Genomic DNA, 23,114 nt, shown 5'->3' with positions numbered 1-23,114 from the left:
TGTGTCGCGATGGGCTGCAAAGCAGCCCCGGCTATCTAGAGGCTAAAGAAACTGCTCGGCATAGTGGCAAGCCACCTGCCGGGTACTCACCTGCCTGAGCGCTGGCACCTCCTTGGCACACCGCTCGGTCGCATACGGGCAGCGCTTGTGAAACGCACACCCATCCGGCGGGTTCAGCGGGTTGGGCAACTCCCCGGCAATGCGGATCTTCGGCTTCAAAGGGTCTGGGTGAATCGCCGGCGTCGCCGACAGCAGCGCCTGGGTATAAGGGTGCAACGGCCTTTCGTAGATATCTTCTTTCGGCCCCATCTCCGCCGGCCGCCCCAGGTACATCACCAGCACCTGATCGGCTACATGCCGCACCACCGCCAGGTTGTGCGAGATGAACACATAGGCAGTGTTGAACTCCTTCTGCAAATCCATGAACAGGTTCAGTACCTGAGCCTGGATCGATACGTCCAGCGCCGAGGTCGGCTCGTCCGCCACCAGCACCTTGGGTTGCAGCATCATTGCCCGGGCCAGGGCGATACGCTGGCGCTGGCCACCGGAGAACATGTGCGGGTAGCGCTGGTAATGCTCGGGGCGCAGGCCGACCTGTTCCATCATCTTCTGCACTTTTTCCCGCCGCTCGGCCTTGCTCAGCGAAGTATTGATCAGAAGCGGCTCGGCCAGCTGGTCACCAATCTTCTGCCGTGGGTTGAGCGAGGCGTAGGGGCTCTGGAACACCATCTGCACGTCGCGGCGCAGTTGTTTGCGCTCGCTCTTGCTGGCGCCTTTCACTTCGGTGCCGGCAATTTGCAGCGAACCGGACGACGGCTCTTCGATCAGGGTCAGCGCGCGGGCCAGGGTCGACTTGCCGCAGCCGGACTCGCCGACCACGGCCAAGGTCTTGCCGGCCTCCAGTTCGAACGACACGCCATTCAGCGCGCGGACCAGGGCGTGGCCCTTGAACAGCCCGCGGGAGACTTCGTAATGCCGGGTCAGCTCCCGGGCGGATAGAACGACGGCCATCACGCCACCTCCTGGTTCAACGGGTAGTAGCAACGCACCAGGCTATGGGCCTGGGGATCGAGGGGCGGGCGCTGGTGCCGGCAGTTGTCCTGCACGTACGGGCAGCGCGGTGACAGCAGGCAACCTACGGGGCGGTCGTAGCGACCGGGGACGATGCCGGGCAGGGTGGCAAGGCGTTCGGCACCGATGCTGTGCTCGGGGATCGCCGCCAGCAACGCTTCGCTGTAAGGGTGGGCGGGCACATCGAACAGCTCCGGCACCTGGCCCACTTCCACGGCCTGGCCGGCATACATCACGCACACCCGCCTGGCCGTTTCGGCGACCACGGCGAGGTCGTGGGTGATCAGGATGAGCGCCATGTTGCGCTCCTTCTGCAGGTTGACCAGCAGCTCCATGATCTGCGCCTGGATGGTCACGTCCAGCGCAGTGGTGGGTTCGTCGGCGATCAGCAGCTTGGGCTCGCCGGCAATCGCCATGGCAATCGCCACGCGCTGGCTCATGCCGCCGGACAGCTGGTGCGGGTAGGCGTCCAGGCGGCTTTCCGCAGCCGGGATCTCGACCTTTTTCAGCAGTTCCAGGGCACGCTGGCGCGCGGCCTTGCCCTTCAGGCCCAGGTGCTGGCGCAGCACTTCCTCGATCTGGTAACCCACGGTGTAGCTGGGGTTGAGCGCGGTCATCGGGTCCTGGAAGACCATGGCGATGTCCTTGCCCACCACCTTGCGTCGCTGGCGACCGCTGAGCTTGAGCATGTCGGTGCCATCGAACGTGAGCGAGTCCGCGGTGATGCGCCCGGGGGCGTCGATCAGGCCCATCAGGGCCATCATGGTCACGGACTTGCCCGAGCCGGATTCGCCGACGATGGCCAGGATCTCGCCGGCTTCCACCGTCAGGTCCAGGCCATCGACCACCGGTACTGCATTGGCGTCGCCGAAGCGCACGTTCAGGTTGTTGATCTGCAACAGTGACATGGCGTTCTCCTCAGGCGGCGTTCTTGAGTTTCGGGTCCAGCGCATCGCGCAGGCCGTCGCCCATCAGGTTGATTGCCAGCACACTGAGCAGAATGGTCAGGCCGGGCAGGCTCACCACCCACCAGGCGCGCTCGATGTAGTCACGGGCCGAAGCCAGCATGGTGCCCCACTCCGGGGTCGGCGGCTGTACACCAAGGCCGAGGAAGCCCAGGGCGGCGGCGTCAAGGATGGCCGAGGAGAAGCTGAGGGTGGCCTGCACGATCAGCGGCGCCATGCAGTTGGGCAGCACGGTGACGAACATCAGCCGTGGCAGCCCTGCACCAGCCAGGCGTGCGGCGGTAACGTAGTCGCGGTTCAGCTCACCCATCACGGCGGCGCGGGTCAGGCGCACGTAGGATGGCAACGACACGATGGCGATGGCGATCACGGTGTTGATCAGGCCTGGCCCGAGGATGGCGACGATGGCCACCGCCAGCAGCAGCGAGGGCAGGGCCAGCATCACGTCCATCAGGCGCATGATCGACGGGCCGAGCAGTTGCGGGAAGAAACCGGCCAGCAGGCCCAGCAGGATGCCTGGGATCAGCGACATCACCACCGACGACAGGCCGATCAGCAGCGACAGCCGCGCGCCCTGGATCAGCCGTGAGAGCAGATCGCGGCCCAGTTCGTCGGTACCGAGAATGAACTGCCAGCTGCCACCTTCGAGCCACACCGGGGGGGTCAGCAGGAATTCGCGATATTGCTCGCTCGGGTCGTGCGGGGCGACCCACGGCGCGAACAGCGCGCAGAACACCACCAGGCACATGAAGGCCAGGCCCATCACCGCGCCTTTGTTGCGGGCGAAGGCTTGCCAGAATTCTTTGTATGGCGAGGGGTAGAGCAGGCTCTGGTCCACCGGGCTGACCGGTGTGACGGATTTCGGAATCGGGCTAGTCATGGCGAAGGCCTCAGCGCTGATGACGGATGCGTGGGTTGGCCAGGCCGTAGAGGATATCCACGACGAAGTTGACCAGGATCACCAGGCAGGCGATCAACAGGATGCCGTTCTGGACCACGGGGTAGTCACGGGCACCGATGGCTTCGATCAGCCACTTGCCGATGCCCGGCCAGGAAAAGATGGTTTCGGTCAGCACCGCACCGGCCAGCAACGTGCCGACCTGCAGGCCGAATACGGTCAGTACCGGGATCAGCGCGTTGCGCAGGCCGTGCACGAACACCACGCGGGCCGGCGACAGGCCTTTGGCGCGGGCGGTGCGGATGTAATCCTCGCGCAGCACTTCGAGCATCGACGAGCGGGTCATGCGGGCAATCACCGCCAGCGGGATGGTGCCAAGCACGATGGCCGGCAAAATCAGGTGCATCACCGCGTCCTTGAACGCACCTTCCTCGTCGCTGAGCAGGGTGTCGATGAGCATGAAGCCGGTCTTCGGCTCGATGTCGTAGAGCAGGTCGATGCGCCCGGAAACCGGGGTCCAGCCCAGGCTTACCGAGAAGAACATGATCAGGATCAGGCCCCACCAGAAGATCGGCATGGAGTAACCGGCCAGGGAAATACCCATCACCCCGTGGTCGAACAGCGATCCGCGCTTGAGCGCAGCGATCACGCCGGCCAGCAGGCCGACGATGCCGGCGAACAACAGGGCGGCGAAGGCCAGTTCGAGGGTGGCCGGGAACAGGGTGAGGAACTCGCTCCACACGCTCTCGCGGGTGCGCAGCGATTCACCGAGGTCACCCTGGGCCAGCTTGCCGACGTAGTCCAGGTACTGGACCGGCAGCGGCTTGTTCAGGCCCAGGCGCTCCATGGCCTGGGCATGCATTTCGGGGTCGACCCTGCGCTCGCCCATCATCACTTCCACCGGGTCGCCGGGGATCAGGCGTATGAGCGCGAAGGTCAGCAAGGTGATACCGAAAAAGGTCGGTATCAGCAGGCCAAGGCGCCGGGCAATAAAGCTCAACATTGTCGGGGTTACCTCATCAGGCCGTGGGGCGATCAGCCCGCTACGGTGGTGCCGCCGGTTCCCGTGTGGGTTGCCGGCGGTCGTTGTTGTTCTACTTCACCTTGGTGGTGGCGAAGTTGTTGTTGGTCAGAGGGTTGATCACGTAGCCCTCCACGTTGTCACGCATGGCGGTGAACATCTTTGGATGGGCCATGCTGATCCAGGGTTGGTCGTCATCGTACACTTTCAATGCCTCGTTATAGAGCCTTGCACGCTCGTCGTTGTCGATCACTTCGCGGGCGCGGCTGATCAACTCCTGGAACTTAGGGTTGCACCAGCGCGCATAGTTCTCGCCGCTTTTGGCGGCATCGCAACTGAGCAGCGGGCTGAGGAAGTTGTCCGGGTCGCCGTTGTCGCCGGCCCAGCCGGTGGACACCAGGTCGGCCTCGCCTTTCTTGGCCCGGCGCAGCATTTCGGCCCACTCCATCACGCGGATGTCCAGCTTCAGGCCGATCTGTTTGAGGTCGGCCTGCAGCATCTCGGCAGACAAACGCGGGTTGGGGTTGGTCGGGCCGCCGCCGTTGCGCGTGAACAGGGTGATTACCGTACCTTCGGGCACGCCCGCCTGCTTGAGCAGATCGCGCGCCTTGGCCAGGTCGCGGGGCGGGTTTCTGTTCTCGTTGTTGTAGCCGATCATGGTCGGCGGGTACGGATTCACGCCGACCAGTGCATTGCCTTTGCCGAACAATTGGTCGACATGGGTCTGGCGGTCGAAGGCCATGTTGATGGCTTTGCGCACGCGAACGTCGCTCAGGTATTTGTGTTCGGTGTTCATCGAGATGTAACCGGTGACCAAGGCCTCGATCTCCTCGACCTTGAGTTTCGGGTCCTGCTTGATCGACGGTACATCATCGGGCTTGGGATAGAGTGCCACCTGGCATTCGTTGGCGCGCAGTTTCTGCAGGCGCACGTTGCTGTCGGTAGCGATAGCGAAGACCAGCGCATCGGCAGGCGGCTTGCCGCGGAAATAGTCCGGGTTGGGCTTGAAGCGAACCTGGGCATCCTTGTTGTAGCGCTGGAAGATGAACGGGCCGGTGCCGATTGGCTTGCTGTTCAACTCGGCAGCCTTGCCGGCCTTGAGCAGCTGGTCGCCGTACTCGGCGGAGTAGATCGAGGTGAAGCCCATGGCCATGTCGCGCAGGAATGGCGCTTCCGGTCGGTTAAGGGTAATCACCACGGTGTGCTCGTCGGCTTTGCTGACCGACTTGAGCAGGTCCTTGAAGCCCATGCTCTCGAAGTACGGGTACCCGACGCTGGTCTTGTCATGCCATGGATGGTTCGGATCGAGCTGGCGATTGAGGCTCCACAGGACGTCATCGGCGTTGAAGTCGCGGGTGGGCTTGAAGTAGTCGGTAGTGTGGAACTTCACGCCCTGGCGCAGGTGGAAGGTGTAGGTCAGGCCGTCTGCTGAAATGTCCCAGCGCTCGGCCAAGGCCGGCTGGACTTCGGTGGTACCGGGCTTGAAGTCGACCAGGCGGTTGAATACCGTCTCGGCAGAGGCATCGGCGGTAACCGCAGTGGTGTACTGGACGATGTCGAACCCTTCAGGGCTGGCTTCGGTGCACACCACCAGCGGTTTGGCCGCCAGTTGCGTGGCGCTGCCCAGGACCAGCGCTGCCAGGGCTAGGCGCAGCGGCAGCGATTTCATGAAAGCTTTCTGCATGGGTTGAAACTCCCTGCTTGCATTGATTCCAGCGTAGCCGCCACGGCCCGCAGCGAAGCAGGCCGTGGCGCCGGCGGTCAGAGAATGTTGAATGGAATGGTGGTCACCACCCGGAACTCATCCAGGCTGCCATCGCCCTGGGCCTTGCTGGCGCGGTGCGCGGTGTAGGTAGCACGGATGCTGGTGTCCTTCAGCGGCCCGCTCTGTACCGCGTAGCTGGTGCCGAAGCCCCACTCGTAGTGGGTTTCGCCATCCAGGCCGTTCACGTCATAGGCGGTACCGCGGTAATGGGTACCATCGATGCCCCAGCCGCGGGCGTTGTACAGGTTGAACTTCAGGCCCGGCACGCCGTACGGCGCCATGTTCAGCACGTAGGAGATCTGCAGCGATTTCTCGTTGGGGCCGTTGAAGTCCGACAGCAGCGAGTTGGCCAGGTAGATGCCGTTGGTTTCGTGCAGGTAGTCGAAGTACTCGTTGCCGTTGACCTGCTGCCAGGAGGCGCTGAGGGTGTGGGCCTGGTGGGTAAGGCCGAACGACAGGCTGTAGGTGTCGTTGTCGATATCGCCCATCTTCTTGCTGCCGGCGTCGACGGTCTTGTAGTAGTTCAGGCCAGTGCTCAGGCTGAGCACTGCGCTGTCGCCGAGCACGTGGTTGGCGCCGAAGTAGTACTGGTTCCAGAAGTCGTCGACCTTGGTGGCGTACAGGCTGGTGCTAAGGCTCTTGAACGGCTGGTAGTTGATGCCGGCGGTGCTGGCGCGGTCGGTTTCAACGCCAGTGGCACTGTACTCGCTGCGGAACTTGCTGAGGCTTTGTTCGGTACGCGGCGAGACGCGGTCGAAGGTGCCAAGATCGAAGCTCAGGTTGTCGAATTCGGCACTGTGCAAAAACGCGCCCTGGAAGCTCGAGGGCAGGGCACGGTTGCCGATGTAGGCGATCATCGGCGTGTCCACCGATTGGCGGCCGACGGTGAGGGTGGTGTTGGACACCCGCGCCTTCACGTTGGCCAGGCCCATCTTGCTCCACTGGCCAACCGGGTCGCCGTCGCTGTGGGTCAGGGTGCGGTTGTTGGGGCCGGCGACGTCCTCGCGGTTCTGTTGCAGGGCGATGGCATTGTAGCCGGCGGCTTCGACGGCGAAGCCGACGGTGCCCTGGGTGAAGCCGGAGCTGTAGTTGAGGATGGTGCCCTGCACCCAGTTCTCGCGGCTGTGAGTGTCGTGGCGGGTGCCGTCGCTCTTGTAGTACTTCCACAGCGGGGCGCGTGCGGCGCGCTCGCGGGCATACCAGTTGCGGGTGCTGCCGGACAGGCTCTGGCCATCGACGAAGCCGCTGGCCTGTTCCTGCTCGCTGCTGCCTTTGAGGGTGATGGGCACGTATTCCTGGCTTTGCGGGTCGGCCTGGGCCACGGTGGATAAGGCACTGATGGATAACGCCAGTGCGGTCAAGGTGAATAGTCTCAAGGTTAAAGCTCCCTTTCTGTTCTTCTAGTTATTGCCTGGCCTTGTGGGCCGGGCTTCTTGCTGCGGTGTTGCCAGGGTTGCCCGGGGTCTCCGGGCTGAATCGGGGAGTTGTGTTGGCTGTGCCGGCCCTTTCGCGGGTAAACCCGCTCCCACAGGGGCACCACAGGTTTCGGCATGTGCGCCGTACCTGTGGGAGCGGGTTTCCCCGCGAAGAGGCCCATGAGGGATAAAGATCAATCAACACTCACACCGGAAAAAACGTTGCGCCCGAAAGGGCTGACCTTGAATTCGGAAACCTTGATGCTGAGCGGTTGGTTGACCGTGGAGTGCGCCACCGGGGTAATCGGCACCTGTTGCTTGAGCCGCTGCTGGGCCTGTTTGTACAGGGCGGTGCGCTGCGCGCGGTCGGTGACCTGCTTGGCCTGCTTGACCAGGCTGTCGTACTGCGGATCGCACCACTGCGAGTAGTTGTTGCTGCCGATGGCATCGCAGTTGTAGAGGGTGCCCAGCCAGTTGTCCGGGTCGCCGTTGTCTCCGGTCCAGCCGATCAGAGCGATATCGTGCTCGCCGCTTTTCATGCGCTTGAGGTACTCGCCCCATTCGTAGCTGACAATGCGCACCTTGAAGCCGAGCTTGCTCCAGTCGGCCTGGAGCATCTCCGCCATCAGCTTGGCGTTGGGGTTGTACGGGCGCTGCACCGGCATGGCCCACAGGGTGATCTCGGTGCCTGGCTTGACCCCGGCCTGCTGCAGTAGCTGCTTGGCCTTTTCAGGGTCGAAGGGCGCGTCCTTGATGCTGTCGTCATAGGACCACTGGGTCGGCGGCATGGCGTTGACTGCCAGCTGGCCGGAATCCTGGTACACGGCCTGGATGATCGCCTGCTTGTTCACTGCCATGTCCATCGCCTGGCGCACTTCCAGGCGGTCGAACGGTGGGTGCTGGGTGTTGTAGGCGATGTAGCCGAGGTTGAAGCCAGGTTGCTGCAGCACTTGCAGTTTGCTGTCGGCCTTGAGTGCAGGCAGGTCGGCGGGGCGCGGGTGCAGGGTGACCTGGCATTCGTTGCGGCGCAGCTTCTGGATGCGCACCGAAGGGTCGATGTTGATCGAGAACACCAGGTTGTCGATCTTCACGTCCTGCGGTGACCAATAGGCCTTGTTGCCCTTGTAGCGGATCTGCGAATCCTTCTGATAACGCTGGAAAACGAACGGGCCGGTGCCAATCGGTTGCTGGTTGATGTCGCTGGGGCGGCCGCTGGCCATCAGCTGTTCGGCGTATTCGGCAGAGAGGATGGAAGCAAAGCTCATGGCCAGGTTCTGAATGAACGCGGCATCGACGCTGTTCAGAGTGAACACCACGGTCAGTGGATCGGTCTTTTCGACACGGGCGATGTTCTTGTCCAGGCCCATGCTGATGAAATAGGGGAACTCGGTCGGGTAGGCCAGGCGGAATGGGTGGTTCTTGTCGAGCATGCGGTTGAAGGTGAACAGCACATCGTCGGCGTTGAAGTCGCGGCTCGGCTTGAAGGTCTTGTTGCTGTGGAATTTCACCCCTTCGCGCAGATGGAAGGTATAGCGCAGGCCATCCTCGGACACCTCCCAGCGGGTCGCCAGGGCAGGGTGCACGGCAGTGCCCCCGCGTTCGAACTCGACCAGGCGGTTGTAGATCGGTTCGGCTGCATCGTTGTCGGTGGCGCTGGTGTACTGGGCAGTGTCGAAGCCGGCGGGGCTGCCTTCGGAACAGAACACCAGGTTGTTGGCCAGCAGGGCCGGTGATTGGCTGATCAGGCCCAGGGCAAGCAGGGCGGAAACTCGGGTGGTATGGCGCATGGCAAGTCCTTTTACGTCTGTTTGCGCCGCCTCGGGGTACGAATGGCGGCAACAGGTCGCCGACCCCGCTGCGGATGGCGGCGGGACGACATGAAAAGGTGGCAAGGTTGGCGGGCACCCGCCGCTCAGCGGGTGCCGTAGCTAGGCTATTTGTCCACGCTGACGCCGTAGAAGGAGTTCAGTCCGAATGGGCTGATCTTGAAGTCCTTCACCTTGGCGCTCATGGGCTGGTACACGGTGGAGTGGGCGATCGGGGTGATCGGCACCTGCTCCTTGAGGATGTGCTGCGCCTTTTGATACAGCTCGGTGCGCTTGGCCTGGTCGGAAGTGGCCTTGGCCTGCTTGATCAGGTCGTCGTAGGGCTTGTAGCACCACTTGGAGAAGTTGTTGCCGTTCATGGCATCGCAGCCGTACAGGGTGCCCAGCCAGTTGTCCGGGTCACCGTTGTCACCGCTCCAGCCGATCAGCATGGCGCCCTGTTCGCCGCCTTTGGAGCGCTTGATGTACTCGCCCCATTCATAGCTGACGATCTTCGCCTTGATGCCGACCTTGGCCCAGTCGGATTGCAGCATCTCGGCCATCAGCTTGGCATTGGGGTTGTACGGACGTTGCACGGGCATCGCCCACAAGGTGATTTCGGTGCCTTCCTTGATGCCAGCTTCCTTGAGCAGTTGCTTGGCTTTTTCAGGGTCGAATGGCGCGTCCTTGATGCTGTCGTCATAGGACCACTGAGTCGGGGGCATGGCGTTGACCGCCAGTTGGCCGGCGCCTTGGTAGACCGACTCGATGATCTTTTTCTTGTCCACGGCCATGTCCAGCGCCTCGCGGACTTTCAGCTGGGCCAGCGGGTTGGCCTCGTTGCTGCCCTTGACCTTGTCCATCACGTTGTAGGCGATGTAGCCGAGGTTGAAGCCGGCTTGCTGCGGCATCTGCAGCTTAGGGTCCTGTTTCAGCGGCTGGATGTCGGCAGGGCGAGGGAACAAAGTGACCTGGCACTCGTTCTTCTTCAGTTTCTGCATGCGCACCGACGCATCGGTGGTGATAGCGAAGATCAGGTTGTCGATCTTCACGTCATCGGGTTGCCAGTAGTCCTTGTTGCCCTTGAAGCGGATCTGCGCGTCCTTCTGGTACTTGCTGAACACGAACGGGCCAGTGCCGATCGGCTTCTGGTTGATGTCGGCGGCCTTGCCGTCCTTGAGCAACTGGTCGGCGTATTCGGCGGACTGGATCGAGGCGAAGCTCATGGCCAGGTTCTGGATGAATGCGGCGTCGACTTCGTTGAGGGTGAACTTGACAGTTTGTTCGTCGAGCTTCTCCAGTTTGGCGATGTTCTTGTCCATGCCCATGTCGGTGAAGTACGGGAACTCGGTGGGGTAGGCCTTGCGGAACGGGTGGTCCTTGTCGAGCATGCGGTTGAAGGTGAACAGCACGTCGTCGGCGTTGAAGTTGCGGGTGGGCTTGAAGTAGTCGGTGGTGTGGAACTTGACCCCTTCGCGCAGGTGGAAGGTGTAGGTCTTTCCGTCGTCGGAGACTTCCCACTTGGTTGCCAGACCCGGGATGACGGCAGTACCGCCACGTTCAAACTGGGTCAGGCGGTTGAACACGGTCTCAGCCGAGGCGTCGAAGTCAGTCCCTGTGGTGTATTGCCCCGGGTCGAAGCCGGCCGGGCTACCTTCGGAGCAGAACACCAGGTTGGACGCGGCGAGGGCCGACGGTGCGCCGGATAGCAAGCCTGCGCCTAGCAGGAACGGAATGACTGCGTGTTTGAGCATGGTGGCCTCATTGTTGTCATTTTTCGATTGAGGTGGCCTCGTGAGCCGACCTGCGGATACTTATGCAGGGGCTGTTCCCAATGCAATATGCCGAGGGATAGTTGACGCCAGAAAAGTGGTACGGTCGTACATGGATGTCGCATTGATATAACTTTCAGCGAAGTTAAACGTTTGCGGGGGCAAAATGATGGCTTTTTGCGGGATGTTGCGGGGGCGGGATTAGTGTAGGAAGCACCTAATTGGTGCGTAGGAAATGTCTGAATCTGCGTTTTTTCGACTGACCTCATCGGCGGCAAGCCAGCTCCCACAGGTACAACACAAGGGCTGAAACCTGTGGTGTATCTGTGGGCGCTGGCTTGCCGGCGGGCGCAATGCGCCCCCGGCGAACTCAAGGCATCTGCACTTCGATCAGGCCATCGGCATTCATGCTCACTTCACTGGTCCCGGCCTCGATGTCCGGCGCCGGTGCCGACTCATCAGCTCCCATGGCCTTCATCGCCATCGGCGCACTTCGCAGGTAAGGGCGTGGGTAACCGCTGCTGTTGAGGTTCAGGCTGACCACTTTATAGCCCTTGCCCCCCAGCGCCTCGGTAGCCAGCTGCGCACGCGCCTTGAAGGCATCCACCGCATCCTTGAGCAGTGCATCCTCGCTGGCCTTGCGCGTGGCCGGGGCGATGGAGAAGTCCATGCCACCCATTTTCAGCTCTTGCAGCAGGTCGGCGGTCAGCTGCGACAGGGCCGGGAAGTTGGCGCTTTCCAGGCGCAACTCGGCGCGCTCGCGCCAGCCGGTGATCTTCTGGCCCTTGCTGTCATATACCGGATAGCTGTTGCGGCTCCCCTGGCTGATCTTCACATCCTTGACCTGGCGCGACTGCTGTACTGCCTTGTTCATGGTTTCGGTGATCTGCTTGGCAAGCTTGCCCGGGTCGGTGTTCTGCGCTTCGCTGTACAGGGTAACGACCATCAGGTCACGCGCCACTTCCTTGCTGACCTCGGCACGCAGCGAGACCTGGTTGTAGCGCGGCTCATCGGCAGCCAGCGCCGGCAGACTGGCGAGCAGGCCGCAGGACAGGATCAGGGCGGTGCCGCGACGTGGGATTTGCATGTGGTACTCCTTGGCAATATAAGGCGTGGGTTGTTGTCATCCATTCCACGCATGGCCCATCAGACCGGCAACAGTGTAGTGGGTTCAAAAGTGCCATCATCAACCTGTGACAAAGTGTGGCGCTTTGCCGCATCGCTGCAGCGAGGCGCCCGGCTTCGGTATACTCCAGCCGATTTTTCTGGAGCACTCATCAGGAGAGCTCATGCTCGCCGCCGTACAACCGCTGTCCGCTACCCGCCAGAACCTCTGGCGCCTGACCGTCATTCGGGTCCTGGTCCTGGCTGCCCAGGCCGGCTCCGTGGGCGTCGCCTACTGGACCGAACTGCTGCCCTTGCCCTGGTTGTCGCTGGCCGGCACCTTGGCCTTGTCTTCGCTGCTGTGCGCCTTCACGGCCCTGCGCCTGCGCCTTTCGTTGCCGGTCACCGAGCTGGAGTACGCCCTGCAACTGGCCTGCGACCTGCTGATCCACAGTGCCTTGCTGTATTACTCCGGCGGCTCGACCAACCCGTTCGTGTCGTATTACCTGGTGCCACTGGCGATTGCCGCAGTCACCTTGCCGTGGCTGTATTCGCTGATCCTTTCCGGCATCGCACTGACCGCCTACAGTCTGCTTTTGGTGCAGTTCTACCCGCTTGAAGGCCTGCCGATGGCGCGGGACAAGATGCAGGTGTACGGCATGTGGCTGAGCATTGCCCTGGCAGCGGCAGTGATTACCTTCTTTGCCGCGCGCATGGCCGAAGAGCTGCGCCGCCAGGAGCAGCTGCGTTCAGAGCGGCGTGAAGAAAGCCTGCGTGACGAGCAACTGCTGGCCGTGGCCACCCAGGCCGCCGGTGCCGCCCATGAACTGGGCACGCCGTTGGCGACCATGAGCGTGCTGCTGAACGAGATGCGCCAGGACCACGCCGACCCGCTGCTGCAGGAGGACCTGCAGATCCTTCAGGACCAGGTGAAGCTGTGCAAGGAAACCCTGCAACAGCTGGTGCGCGCCGCCGAAGCCAACCGTCGCCTGGCCGTGGTGGAGCAGGACGTCACGGCCTGGCTGGACGAGGCGCTCAACCGTTGGCACCTGATGCGCCCGGAAGCCAGCTACCGCTTCCAGCGCCTGCGCGACGGCCAGGTGCCACGCCTGACCCCGCCGCCGGACCTGACCCAGGCCCTGTTGAACCTGTTGAACAATGCCGCCGACGCCTGCCCCGATGACCTTGAAGTGCGCCTGGACTGGGACGCCCATGACATCGTCATCAGCATCCGCGACCATGGCCCCGGCGTGCCGCCGGCCATCGCCGAAGCCATCGGCAAACCCTTCATTACCACCAAAGGCAAAGGCTTCGGCCTGGGCCTTTTCTTGAGCAAGGCCAGCGTGACCCGTGCGGGCGGTTCGGTGAAACTCTATAGTCATGAACAGGGTGGCACCCTGACCGAACTGCGCCTGCCTTATGGCAAGCGAGGAGATGAATGATGAGCGAAGAAAACCAGGTCGAAGGCGAAGAGCTGCCGCACCTGCTGCTGGTGGATGACGATGCCACCTTTACCCGGGTCATGGCCCGTGCCATGAGCCGCCGCGGTTTCCGCGTGAGCACCGCCAGCTCTGCCGAGGAAGGGTTGATCCTGGCCCAGCAGGACCTGCCGGACTACGCCACGCTGGACCTGAAGATGGACGGCGACTCCGGGCTGGTGCTGCTGCCCAAGCTGCTGGAGCTGGACCCGGAGATGCGCGTGGTGATCCTGACCGGTTACTCGAGCATTGCCACCGCGGTGGAAGCGGTCAAGCGCGGTGCCTGCAACTACCTGTGCAAACCGGCGGATGCCGATGATGTGCTGGCGGCGTTGCTGTCGGAGCACACCGACCTGGACACCTTGGTGCCGGAAAACCCGATGTCGGTCGACCGCCTGCAGTGGGAACACATCCAGCGGGTGCTGAACGAGCACGAAGGCAATATCTCGGCCACCGCGCGGGCGCTGGGCATGCACAGGCGGACCTTGCAGCGCAAACTGCAGAAGCGCCCGGTTCGGCGCTGATTCCTGCTGGGCTTGTACCGGCCTGTTCGCGGGCTTGCCCGCTCCCACAGGTACTGCACAGGTCTTGCGGCTTGTGTAATACCTGTGGGAGCGGGCAAGCCCGCGAACAGGCCGGTACTGACAGAAATTTCTCTGTAATACCCCGCGATCCCCGCAAGTCCCGGCCGTTGGCGTATCATTAGCCCCCTAACGGCAACCCCCTCCAGGATCGCTTGCGCATGCTCGCCCTTCTTATCCAGACACTGAACATCACGGCCCCGGTCTTCGCCATGCTGTTCATGGGCGTGCTGCTCAAACGTATCCGCCTGATCGACGACAATTTCAACCGCGTCGCCTCACAGTTGGTGTTCAACGTGTGCATGCCGGCGCTGCTGTTCCTCGGCATCTATCACGCCGACCTGGCCACGGCGGTCAAACCCGGCGTCCTTCTTTATTTCATCGTCGCCACCCTGGCCGGCTTCGCCATAGCCTGGGGCATGGCTATCTGGCGCAGCCCGCTGGCCGACCGGGGCATCTATACCCAGGGTGCGTTCCGTGGCAACAACGGCGTGATCGGCCTGGCCCTGGCCGCCAGTCTCTACGGCGACTACGGCATCTCCCTGGGTGCGGTGCTCGCCGGCCTGGTCATCCTCATGTACAACTCGCTGTCGGCAGTGGTGCTGGCGGTGTACAGCCCGGACCTGAAGTCCGACCCGTGGAGCATCTGCAAAAGCATTCTCAGCAACCCGCTGATCATCAGTGTGCTGGTGGCCACGCCCATGGCGTACGGCCAGGTGCCGCTGCCCAACTGGCTGCTCACCTCGGGCGACTACCTGGCGCAGATGACCCTGCCGCTGGCGCTGATCTGCATCGGTGGCACGCTGTCGATGGCGGCGCTGCGCGACAGTGGCAGGCTGGCCATCGACGCCAGCCTGGTGAAGATGGTCTGGCTACCGCTGCTCGGTACCCTCGGCGCCTGGCTATGCGGCTTCCGCGGCGCCGAGCTGGGCATCCTGTTCCTGTACATCGGCAGCCCGACCGCAGCGGCCAGCTACGTCATGGCGCGGGCGGCCAACGGCAACCATGAGCTGGCGGCGTCGATCATCGTGATTACCACGCTAATGGCGGCGATCACCACCAACATTGGTATTTTCATCTTGCAGTGGGGCGGATGGATCTAGATCCTTGACTGCAAACAACACAAAAAACACAGCCTCACTGAGCTAAAGGACACTTCATGCAAGACCAGAGCACGCCCGAGCGGTTACAGCGCGGGCTGAAGAATCGCCATATCCAGCTGATCGCGCTGGGTGGGGCCATCGGTACCGGGTTGTTCCTGGGCATTGCCCAGACCATCCAGCTGGCCGGCCCCTCCGTCCTGCTGGGCTACGCCATTGCCGGCCTGATGGCCTTCCTGATCATGCGCCAGCTCGGTGAGATGGTGGTGGAAGAGCCGGTGGCCGGCAGCTTCAGCCACTTCGCCCACCAGTACTGGAGCGAGTTCGCCGGCTTCGTCTCGGGCTGGAACTACTGGGTGGTGTACGTACTGGTCGGCATGGCCGAGCTGACAGCGGTGGGTATCTACGTGCAGTACTGGTGGCCCGGCTTCCCCACCTGGGCCACGGCGGCGATCTTCTTCGTGGTGATCAACCTGATCAACCTGACCCAGGTGAAGGTCTACGGCGAGATGGAGTTCTGGTTCGCCCTGGTCAAGGTAGTGGCCATCGTCAGCATGATCGGCTTCGGCGCCTGGCTGCTGGCCAGCGGCCATGGCGGCCCGGACGCCAGCGTGGCAAACCTCTGGCAGTACGGTGGCTTCTTCCCCAACGGCGTCAGCGGCCTGGTGATGGCACTGGCAGTGATCATGTTCTCGTTCGGTGGCCTGGAACTGGTGGGCATCACCGCCGCCGAGGCCGACAACCCGCGTCAGAGCATCCCCAAAGCCACCAACCAGGTGGTGTACCGCATCCTCATCTTCTACATCGGTGCCCTGGCGGTGCTGCTTTCGCTGTACCCGTGGCAGAAGGTGGTGCAGGGTGGCAGCCCGTTCGTGATGATCTTCCACGAACTGGACAGTGACCTGGTGGCGACCATCCTCAATATCGTGGTGCTGACGGCCGCGCTGTCGGTATACAACAGCTGCGTGTACGCCAACAGTCGCATGCTGTTCGGCCTGGCCAGCCAGGGCGACGCACCGCGTCAGTTGCTGAAGGTGAGCCGTAGCGGCGTGCCGCTGACCGCGCTGGGTGTGTCGGCTTTCGCCACCGGGCTGTGCGTGCTGATCAACTACCTGATGCCGGGTGAAGCCTTTGGTTTGCTGATGGCCCTGGCGGTGTCGGCGTTGGTGATCAACTGGGCGAGCATCAGCATCACCCACCTGAAGTTCCGCAAGGCCAAGCTGGCGGCCGGGATCACCCCGTTCTACAAGAGCTGGGGGCACCCGGTCACCAACTACCTGTGCCTGGCGTTCATCGTGCTGATCCTGGTGGTGATGTACCTGACCCCGCCGATTCGCATCTCGGTGATGCTGATTCCGGGGTGGATCCTGGTGCTGTGGGTGGCCTTCAAGATGAAGAAGGCTCGCCAGGCCAGGTAGGTAACACAGTACCGGCCTCTTCGCGGGCACGCCCGCTCCCACAGGTACTGCACAGGTCTCAGAGCCTGTAGGGTCCCTGTGGGGGCGGGCGTGCCCGCGAAGAGGCCGGTACAGGCTACCTATTGATAACTGTCGATCACTTCCTGTGCCGCACGGAACGCATCAATCGCCGCCGGCACCCCCGCATACACCGCGCAATGGAGCAGCGCTTCGCGAATCTCCTCCACCGTACAGCCATTGTTCAACGCACCGCGCACATGCCCCTTGAGCTCCTGCGGGCACTTGAGTGCGGTCAGCGTAGCCAGGGTAATCAGGCTGCGGGTTTTCAGCGGCAGCCCGTCGCGGGCCCACACGCTGCCCCAGGCATGTTCGTTGACGAAGTCCTGCAGCGGTTGGGTAAAGTCGGTGGCATTGCCCAAGGCGCGGTCGACGAACGCATCGCCCATGACCTGGCGCCGAATCTGTTCGCCGGTTTTCTTGCTGTCAGCCATGTTGTTTTCCTTAGTGTTGGCGGCGCCAGGCTCGTGCGGTGGTGTACAGCAACACCATGGCGAGCACCGGCAGTACGTAGAACAGCATCAACCGCTCCAGGCGGCCGGCCAGTGGCATGCCCATGGTGAACGCCGCCACGTGCAGCCCATAGGCCAGGTACAGGCAAAGGAACACCAGGCCTTCGGCGCGGGTGATGCGGTAACCGGAATAGAACACCGGCAGGCTCAGCGCAGCAACACCCAGCATTACCGGCAGGTCGAAGGCCAAGGCGTTGGGCGAGATCGACAGCGGCTCGGGAGCCACCAGTGCGGTCAGGCCCAGCACCGCCAGCAGGTTCAACAGGTTGCTGCCTATCACTGTTCCCACGGCGATTTCTCGTTCACCGCGCAGGGCGGCGATCAGCGCAGCAGCCAGTTCTGGCAGGGAAGTGCAGATGGCAACGACGGTAAGGCCGATGATGCGCTCGGACAGCCCCAGGTCGGTGGCCACCTCCACGGCGGCTTCAAGCAACAAGTGACCCGCCAGGCTCAGCAGACCCAGGCCGGCCAGCACCTGCAGCAGCGTGCCTGACCAGAAGCGCCCGGTGCTGCTGGTGACAGTGGCCGGTGCGGGGTAGGTGCGGGCGTAGTGGCGCGACTGGTGCCAAAGCATTGCCAGGTAGCCGGCCAGGCCGATCAGCAGCAACACCCCTTCGGCCCGGCCCAGGTGGCCGTTGGCGGATAACGCGTAGACCAGGCCGCTGGCGACGATCATCAGTGGAATGTCCAGGCGCACCAGTTGCCGCGACACGCGCAGCGGGATGATCAGTGCGGCCAGGCCGAGGATGACCAGTACGTTGAAAATGTTGCTGCCGATAACGCTGCCCACCGCCACATCTGGCGCGCCCTGGTAGGCGGCCTGCAGGCTCACGGTCATCTGCGGGGCAGTGCTGCCGAAAGCCACCAGGCTCAGGCCGATGATCAGAGGGCGTACGTGCAGGCGCTGGGCCAGGTGCAGCGCTGCGCGTACCAGCAGTTCGGCGCCGCCGATCAGCAACAGCAGGGCGATGCCCAGTTGCAGGAGGCTGAAGGTGGGAAGGATAGCCAGGTCGAAAATGGTCGGACTCCTGTCGCGTCAGTCGCTAAGCCCTTGTACTCGCACGCGCGCGGTTCCGCTACGGATCATGCCGATTTTTTCTGCGGCGGCACGTGAAAGATCGATCAGGCGGCCGCGGGTATGCGGGCCACGGTCGTTGATGCGCACCACGACGCTGCGCTGGTTGGCCAGGTTGGTCACCCGTACCCGGGTGCCGAAGGGCAGGCTGCGGTGGGCTGCGGTGAGCCCGTGCTGGTTGAATGGTTCGCCGCTGGCGGTGCGTTTGCCGTGGTGACGCGCGCCGTAATAGGAAGCGGTGCCGGTCTTGTCGTAACCGTCGGGGTCGATGTCCTGGCTGGCGCAGCCGGCCAGCAGGGAGAAGAGGGCGAGGGTGCTCAGGGATCGCTTTAGCAATTCGAATGCTCCGGTGCGGCCATTCGCGGCTAAAGCCGCTCCCACAGGTACGGCGCTGTACCTGTGGGAGCGGCTTCAGCCGCGAACGAGGGCGAAGCCCTCGCAGGACTACAGGGGTAAAACAATCACCCTTCGAGCTTGGCCTTGAGCAATTGGTTCACTTGCCCCGGGTTGGCTTTGCCTTTGGAGGCTTTCATCGCCTGGCCGACGAAGAAACCGAACATCTTGCCACGCTTGGCCTCGTCGGCTGCGCGGTACTGTTCGACCTGCTCGGCGTTGGCCGCCAGCACTTCGTCGAGCATCTTGTCGATCGCACCGGTATCGGTGACCTGCTTCAGGCCTTTGCTTTCGATGATGCTGTCGGCATCGCCTTCACCGGCGGCCATGGCCTCGAACACGGTCTTGGCGATCTTGCCGCTGATGGTGTTGTCGCGGATGCGCAACAGCATGCCGCCCAGCTGTGCGGCGCTGACCGGCGCCTGGTCGATCTCGATGCCCAGCTTGTTCAGCAGGCTGCCCAGCTCGACCATGACCCAGTTGGCAGCCAGCTTGGCATCGCCACCGATCTTCACCACTTCCTCGAAGTAGTCCGCCTGTTCGCGGCTGGAAGCCAGCACGTTGGCGTCGTAGGCCGACAGGCCGTACTGGTTCTGGAAGCGCTCGACCTTCTGCGTCGGCAGTTCCGGCAAGCCGGCGCGGACGGTTTCGAGGAAGCTGTCCTCGATCACCACTGGCAGCAGGTCCGGGTCGGGGAAGTAACGGTAGTCGTTGGCTTCCTCCTTGCTGCGCATGGAGCGGGTCTCGTCCTTGTTCGGGTCGTACAGGCGGGTTTCCTGTACCACCTTGCCGCCGTCCTCGATCAGGTCGATCTGGCGCTGGATCTCGCTGTTGATCGCGCGCTCGATGAAGCGGAACGAGTTGACGTTCTTGATCTCGCAGCGGGTGCCGAACTCGGCCTGGCCTTTCGGGCGAATCGACACGTTGCAGTCGCAACGCAGCGAGCCTTCGGCCATGTTGCCGTCGCAGATGCCCAGGTAACGCACCAGCGCGTGGATCGCCTTGACGTAGGCCACGGCTTCCTTGGCACTGCGCATGTCAGGCTCGGAGACGATTTCCAGCAGCGGGGTGCCGGCGCGGTTCAGGTCGATGCCGGTGGAGCCGCTGAAGTCTTCGTGCAGGCTCTTGCCGGCGTCTTCTTCCAGGTGCGCGCGGGTTACCCCGATGCGCTTGATGGTGCCGTCTTCCAGGGCGATGTCCAGGTGGCCCTTGCCGACGATCGGCAGGTCCATCTGGCTGATCTGGTAGCCTTTGGGCAGGTCCGGGTAGAAGTAGTTCTTGCGCGCGAACACGTTGCGCTTGCCGATCTCGGCATCGATGGCCAGGCCGAACATGCACGCCATGCGCACGGCTTCCTGGTTCAGTACTGGCAGTACGCCAGGCATGCCCAGGTCAACCAGGCTGGCCTGGGTGTTCGGCTCGGAACCGAAGGTGGTGGCGCTGCCGGAGAAAATCTTCGACTGGGTGGCGAGCTGAGTGTGGATTTCCAGCCCGATCACAACTTCCCATTGCATGTGTGAATTCCTCAGAAGCCGTTGGGGGCGCGGGTGTGCCAGTCGGTCACTTGCTGGTAGCGGTGCGCGACGTTGAGCAGGCGGCCTTCCTGGAAGTATGGCGCCAGCAGCTGCACGCCGACCGGCAGACCATCGACGAAGCCGGCCGGCATCGACAGGCCCGGCAGGCCCGCCAGGTTGGCGGTGATGGTGTAGACGTCTTCCAGGTACGCGGCGACCGGGTCGCTGCTCTTGGCGCCGAGCTTCCAGGCCGGGTTTGGCGTGGTCGGGCCGAGGATCAGGTCGACGTCGTTGAAGGCGGCCATGAAGTCGTTCTTGATCAGGCGGCGGATCTGCTGCGCCTTCACGTAGTAGGCGTCGTAGTAGCCGGCCGACAGGGCGTAGGTGCCGACCATGATGCGGCGCTGCACTTCGACACCGAAGCCTTCGCCACGCGAACGCTTGTACAGGTCGGTGAGGTCTTTCGGGTTTTCACAGCGGTAGCCGAAGCGCACGCCGTCGAAACGCGACAGGTTTGACGAGGCTTCAGCAGGGGCGATCACGTAGTAGGCCGGGATGGCGTGCTGCATGTTCGGCAGGCTGATTTCCTTGACCACCGCGCCGAGCTTTTCCAGCTCCTTGACGCTGGCCTGGACCAGGTCGGCGATGCGTGGGTCGAGGCCGGCACCGAAGTACTCCTTCGGCAGGCCGATGCGCAGGCCCTGCAGCGAAGCATTCAGGTTGGCGCTGTAGTCAGGCACAGGCTCTTCGATGCTGGTGGAGTCCTTGGCGTCGAAACCGGCCATGCCTTGCAGCAGCAGGGCGCAGTCTTCGGCAGTACGGGCCAGCGGGCCACCCTGGTCGAGGCTGGAGGCGTAGGCGATCATGCCCCAGCGCGACACGCGGCCATAGGTCGGCTTGAGGCCGGTGAGGTTGGTCAGTGCCGCCGGTTGGCGGATCGAACCGCCGGTGTCGGTGCCGGTGGTGGCTGGCAGCAGGCGTGCAGCCACTGCCGCGGCCGAACCGCCCGACGAGCCGCCCGGGACGTGCTCGAGGTTCCATGGATTCTTCACCGCGCCGTAGTGGCTGGATTCGTTGGCCGAACCCATGGCGAATTCGTCCATGTTGGTCTTGCCCAGGGTGACCATGCCGGCTTCCGCCAGCTTGGCAACCACGGTGGCGTCATACGGCGCCTTGAAGTTGTCGAGCATCTTCGAGCCGCAGCTGGTGCGTACGCCGTTGGTGCAGAACAGGTCCTTGTGGGCGATCGGTGCACCGAGCAGCGCCCCGGTTTCGCCAGCGGCGCGACGGGCGTCGGCGGCACGCGCCTGGCCCAGGGCCAGGTCTTCGGTGACACTGATGAAGCTGTTGATCTGCGGGTCGAGCTGCTTGATGCGCGCCAGCAGGGCGCCGGTCAGCTCTTCGGAGGAAAACGACTTGTCGGCGAGTCCGCGGGCGATCTCGGCCAGGGTCAATTGATGCATGGCAGGCTCTATCCCTTACTCGATGACTTTGGGAACCAGGTACAGACCGCTTTCGGTCGACGGCGCGATGGCCTGGTAGGCGTCGCGTTGGTTGCTCTCGGTGACCTGGTCGGGACGCAGGCGCTGGCTGGCCTCCAGGGGGTGGGCCAGTGGCTCGATGCCGGTAGTGTCGACCGCTTGCATCTGGTCGACCAGCCCGAGAATGCTGTTCAGTGCGTCAGTAATGCGTGGCAGTTCGCCATCATTCAGGCCCAGACGGGCCAGATGGGCGATCTTTTCCACGTCGCAGCGTTCAAGCGCCATGGGGATCTCCAGGGGAAACAAAGACCGGAATTTGGGTCCGCAGTGAGGAACATGTCAGCTTTCTGGCGGTCTAACGGCCGCGAAATTCTGCTGGCGTGCTCGGAAAAACAGCCAATTTAACATATTGGCTCCTTGCCCAAAATCCCTGCCATTGTTAGAGTTTGCCGCACTTTTTTACCCACGCTTTCCCCAGGGTCACTTTCCCATGTTCAAGAAACTGCGTGGCATGTTTTCCAGCGATCTGTCCATCGACCTGGGTACTGCCAACACCCTTATTTACGTGCGTGAGCGCGGTATCGTCCTGAATGAGCCCTCGGTTGTTGCCATCCGTACCCATGGCAACCAGAAAAGCGTCGTCGCCGTCGGTACCGAAGCCAAGCGCATGCTGGGCCGCACGCCTGGCAACATTGCTGCCATTCGTCCGATGAAGGACGGCGTCATCGCCGACTTCAGCGTCTGCGAAAAAATGTTGCAATATTTTATCAACAAGGTTCACGAGAACAGCTTCCTGCAGCCGAGCCCGCGCGTGCTGATCTGCGTGCCGTGCAAGTCCACCCAGGTAGAGCGCCGCGCCATCCGCGAGTCGGCCTTGGGTGCCGGTGCCCGCGAAGTGTTCCTGATCGAAGAGCCTATGGCTGCCGCCATCGGTGCCGGCCTGCCGGTCGAGGAAGCCCGCGGTTCGATGGTCGTCGATATCGGTGGTGGTACCACTGAAATCGCGCTCATCTCCCTGAACGGCGTGGTCTATGCGGAATCCGTGCGCGTTGGCGGCGACCGCTTCGACGAAGCTATCGTCACCTACGTGCGCCGCAACTACGGCAGCCTGATCGGCGAGTCCACCGCCGAGCGCATCAAGCAGGAGATCGGTACCGCCTACCCGGGTGGCGAAGTGCGTGAAGTCGACGTGCGCGGCCGCAACCTGGCCGAGGGCGTACCGCGTGCCTTCACCCTGAACTCCAACGAAGTGCTCGAAGCGCTGCAGGAATCCCTGGCGACCATCGTCCAGGCGGTCAAGAGTGCGCTGGAGCAATCGCCGCCCGAGCTGGCCTCGGACATCGCCGAGCGTGGCCTGGTGCTGACCGGTGGTGGCGCACTGCTGCGTGACTTGGACAAGCTGCTGGCCCAGGAAACCGGCCTGCCGGTGATCGTCGCCGAAGACCCGCTGACCTGCGTCGCCCGTGGCGGTGGTCGCGCCCTGGAGATGATGGACAAGCACGCGATGGACCTGCTCTCCAGCGAGTGATCCCGCTCGCTGTTCACGAGCGTCCGGTTTACAGGTAGTACGCACAGTGCTACCTGTATGTGCTGGGCTGGCGCCCATTCGGGGCGCCGTATCCATCAACCCGCAACCAGGCTGGTGCGTTGTCCCATGTCCAATGACCTCCTGAGTCGTCCACGAGGAAC

The 23,114-nt window shown here is 63.0% G+C and carries 20 protein-coding genes; 5 read left to right on the top strand and 15 right to left on the bottom strand.

All coding sequences use genetic code 11. The features are described 5' to 3' along the window. Window positions 1-42: 42 nt before the first annotated feature. From CAF92_RS10325 to CAF92_RS10280, 9 genes are all read right to left on the bottom strand, one after another. Window positions 43-1,011: a peptide ABC transporter ATP-binding protein gene (locus CAF92_RS10325; RefSeq protein ID WP_024086321.1), complete on the bottom strand. Its 969-nt coding sequence runs from the start codon at window positions 1,009-1,011 to the stop codon at window positions 43-45. Further along, window positions 1,011-1,979 (bottom strand): ABC transporter ATP-binding protein, encoded by a 969-nt coding sequence (locus CAF92_RS10320; protein WP_046615788.1) that lies wholly within the window; start codon window positions 1,977-1,979, stop codon window positions 1,011-1,013. The genes CAF92_RS10325 and CAF92_RS10320 overlap by 1 nt, the downstream gene beginning before the upstream one ends. Window positions 1,980-1,989: 10 nt before the next feature. Then, on the bottom strand, window positions 1,990-2,916 hold the full coding sequence (locus tag CAF92_RS10315) for an ABC transporter permease subunit (RefSeq protein ID WP_025337799.1): 927 nt from the start codon (window positions 2,914-2,916) through the stop codon (window positions 1,990-1,992). A 10-nt stretch (window positions 2,917-2,926) separates the two neighbouring features. Further along, a complete protein-coding gene (locus CAF92_RS10310) occupies window positions 2,927-3,937 on the bottom strand; it encodes an ABC transporter permease subunit (RefSeq protein ID WP_012316108.1) in 1,011 nt (336 codons plus the stop codon). Between the two features lie 91 nt (window positions 3,938-4,028). Then, complete coding sequence (locus CAF92_RS10305; RefSeq protein ID WP_172827466.1) at window positions 4,029-5,639, bottom strand: ABC transporter substrate-binding protein; 1,611 nt, start codon at window positions 5,637-5,639, stop codon at window positions 4,029-4,031. A 77-nt stretch (window positions 5,640-5,716) separates the two neighbouring features. Beyond that, window positions 5,717-7,096, bottom strand: a complete 1,380-nt coding sequence (locus CAF92_RS10300; RefSeq protein ID WP_046615787.1) for an OprD family porin — start codon at window positions 7,094-7,096, stop codon at window positions 5,717-5,719. A 233-nt stretch (window positions 7,097-7,329) separates the two neighbouring features. Beyond that, entirely contained in the window at window positions 7,330-8,922 is a 1,593-nt protein-coding gene (locus tag CAF92_RS10290; RefSeq protein ID WP_085600634.1) for an ABC transporter substrate-binding protein, read from the bottom strand. Between the two features lie 146 nt (window positions 8,923-9,068). Beyond that, the gene (locus tag CAF92_RS10285) at window positions 9,069-10,694 is read right to left on the bottom strand and encodes an ABC transporter substrate-binding protein (RefSeq protein WP_085600632.1); all 1,626 of its coding nucleotides are present in this window, start codon (window positions 10,692-10,694) and stop codon (window positions 9,069-9,071) included. Window positions 10,695-11,082: 388 nt separating this feature from the next. Next, the gene (locus CAF92_RS10280) at window positions 11,083-11,799 is read right to left on the bottom strand and encodes an SIMPL domain-containing protein (protein WP_015269044.1); all 717 of its coding nucleotides are present in this window, start codon (window positions 11,797-11,799) and stop codon (window positions 11,083-11,085) included. A 202-nt stretch (window positions 11,800-12,001) separates the two neighbouring features. Between CAF92_RS10280 and CAF92_RS10275 the strand changes: the two genes are divergently transcribed. The 4 genes from CAF92_RS10275 (at window position 12,002) to CAF92_RS10260 (ending at window position 16,393) form a co-directional block, all read left to right on the top strand. Then, window positions 12,002-13,258 (top strand): ATP-binding protein, encoded by a 1,257-nt coding sequence (locus CAF92_RS10275; RefSeq protein ID WP_025337805.1) that lies wholly within the window; start codon window positions 12,002-12,004, stop codon window positions 13,256-13,258. Continuing rightward, complete coding sequence (locus CAF92_RS10270) at window positions 13,258-13,818, top strand: response regulator transcription factor (RefSeq protein WP_025337806.1); 561 nt, start codon at window positions 13,258-13,260, stop codon at window positions 13,816-13,818. The genes CAF92_RS10275 and CAF92_RS10270 overlap by 1 nt, the downstream gene beginning before the upstream one ends. A gap of 218 nt (window positions 13,819-14,036) precedes the next feature. Continuing rightward, window positions 14,037-14,978, top strand: a complete 942-nt coding sequence (locus tag CAF92_RS10265; RefSeq protein WP_085600630.1) for an AEC family transporter — start codon at window positions 14,037-14,039, stop codon at window positions 14,976-14,978. Between the two features lie 56 nt (window positions 14,979-15,034). Further along, a complete protein-coding gene (locus CAF92_RS10260; protein WP_046615783.1) occupies window positions 15,035-16,393 on the top strand; it encodes an amino acid permease in 1,359 nt (452 codons plus the stop codon). A gap of 119 nt (window positions 16,394-16,512) precedes the next feature. Here the strand turns inward: CAF92_RS10260 and CAF92_RS10255 are convergent, their stop codons facing one another. From CAF92_RS10255 to gatC, 6 genes are all read right to left on the bottom strand, one after another. Then, the gene (locus CAF92_RS10255) at window positions 16,513-16,884 is read right to left on the bottom strand and encodes a carboxymuconolactone decarboxylase family protein (RefSeq protein ID WP_046615782.1); all 372 of its coding nucleotides are present in this window, start codon (window positions 16,882-16,884) and stop codon (window positions 16,513-16,515) included. Window positions 16,885-16,894: 10 nt separating this feature from the next. Beyond that, window positions 16,895-17,938: a calcium/sodium antiporter gene (locus CAF92_RS10250; protein ID WP_085600628.1), complete on the bottom strand. Its 1,044-nt coding sequence runs from the start codon at window positions 17,936-17,938 to the stop codon at window positions 16,895-16,897. Window positions 17,939-17,998: 60 nt separating this feature from the next. Then, window positions 17,999-18,373, bottom strand: coding sequence for a septal ring lytic transglycosylase RlpA family protein (locus CAF92_RS10245; protein WP_046615780.1), 375 nt, complete (start codon window positions 18,371-18,373; stop codon window positions 17,999-18,001). 125 nt (window positions 18,374-18,498) lie between these two features. Beyond that, window positions 18,499-19,944, bottom strand: coding sequence for an Asp-tRNA(Asn)/Glu-tRNA(Gln) amidotransferase subunit GatB (gatB, locus tag CAF92_RS10240; protein ID WP_013971062.1), 1,446 nt, complete (start codon window positions 19,942-19,944; stop codon window positions 18,499-18,501). A gap of 11 nt (window positions 19,945-19,955) precedes the next feature. After that, the gene (gatA, locus tag CAF92_RS10235) at window positions 19,956-21,407 is read right to left on the bottom strand and encodes an Asp-tRNA(Asn)/Glu-tRNA(Gln) amidotransferase subunit GatA (RefSeq protein ID WP_024086328.1); all 1,452 of its coding nucleotides are present in this window, start codon (window positions 21,405-21,407) and stop codon (window positions 19,956-19,958) included. A 15-nt stretch (window positions 21,408-21,422) separates the two neighbouring features. Beyond that, window positions 21,423-21,710, bottom strand: a complete 288-nt coding sequence (gene gatC / locus CAF92_RS10230; RefSeq protein ID WP_003255165.1) for an Asp-tRNA(Asn)/Glu-tRNA(Gln) amidotransferase subunit GatC — start codon at window positions 21,708-21,710, stop codon at window positions 21,423-21,425. A 205-nt stretch (window positions 21,711-21,915) separates the two neighbouring features. Here gatC and mreB point away from each other — a divergent pair, with 205 nt between their 5' ends. Then, entirely contained in the window at window positions 21,916-22,953 is a 1,038-nt protein-coding gene (gene mreB / locus CAF92_RS10225) for a rod shape-determining protein MreB (protein ID WP_003255163.1), read from the top strand. The last annotated feature ends 161 nt before the right edge of the window (window positions 22,954-23,114 follow it).

It is taken from the genome of Pseudomonas sp. B10(2017), from assembly GCF_002113295.1.
Classification (GTDB): domain Bacteria; phylum Pseudomonadota; class Gammaproteobacteria; order Pseudomonadales; family Pseudomonadaceae; genus Aquipseudomonas; species Aquipseudomonas pudica.
The sequence above is the reverse complement of the archived record's forward strand: the minus strand, read 5'-3'. Positions and strand labels throughout refer to the sequence as shown.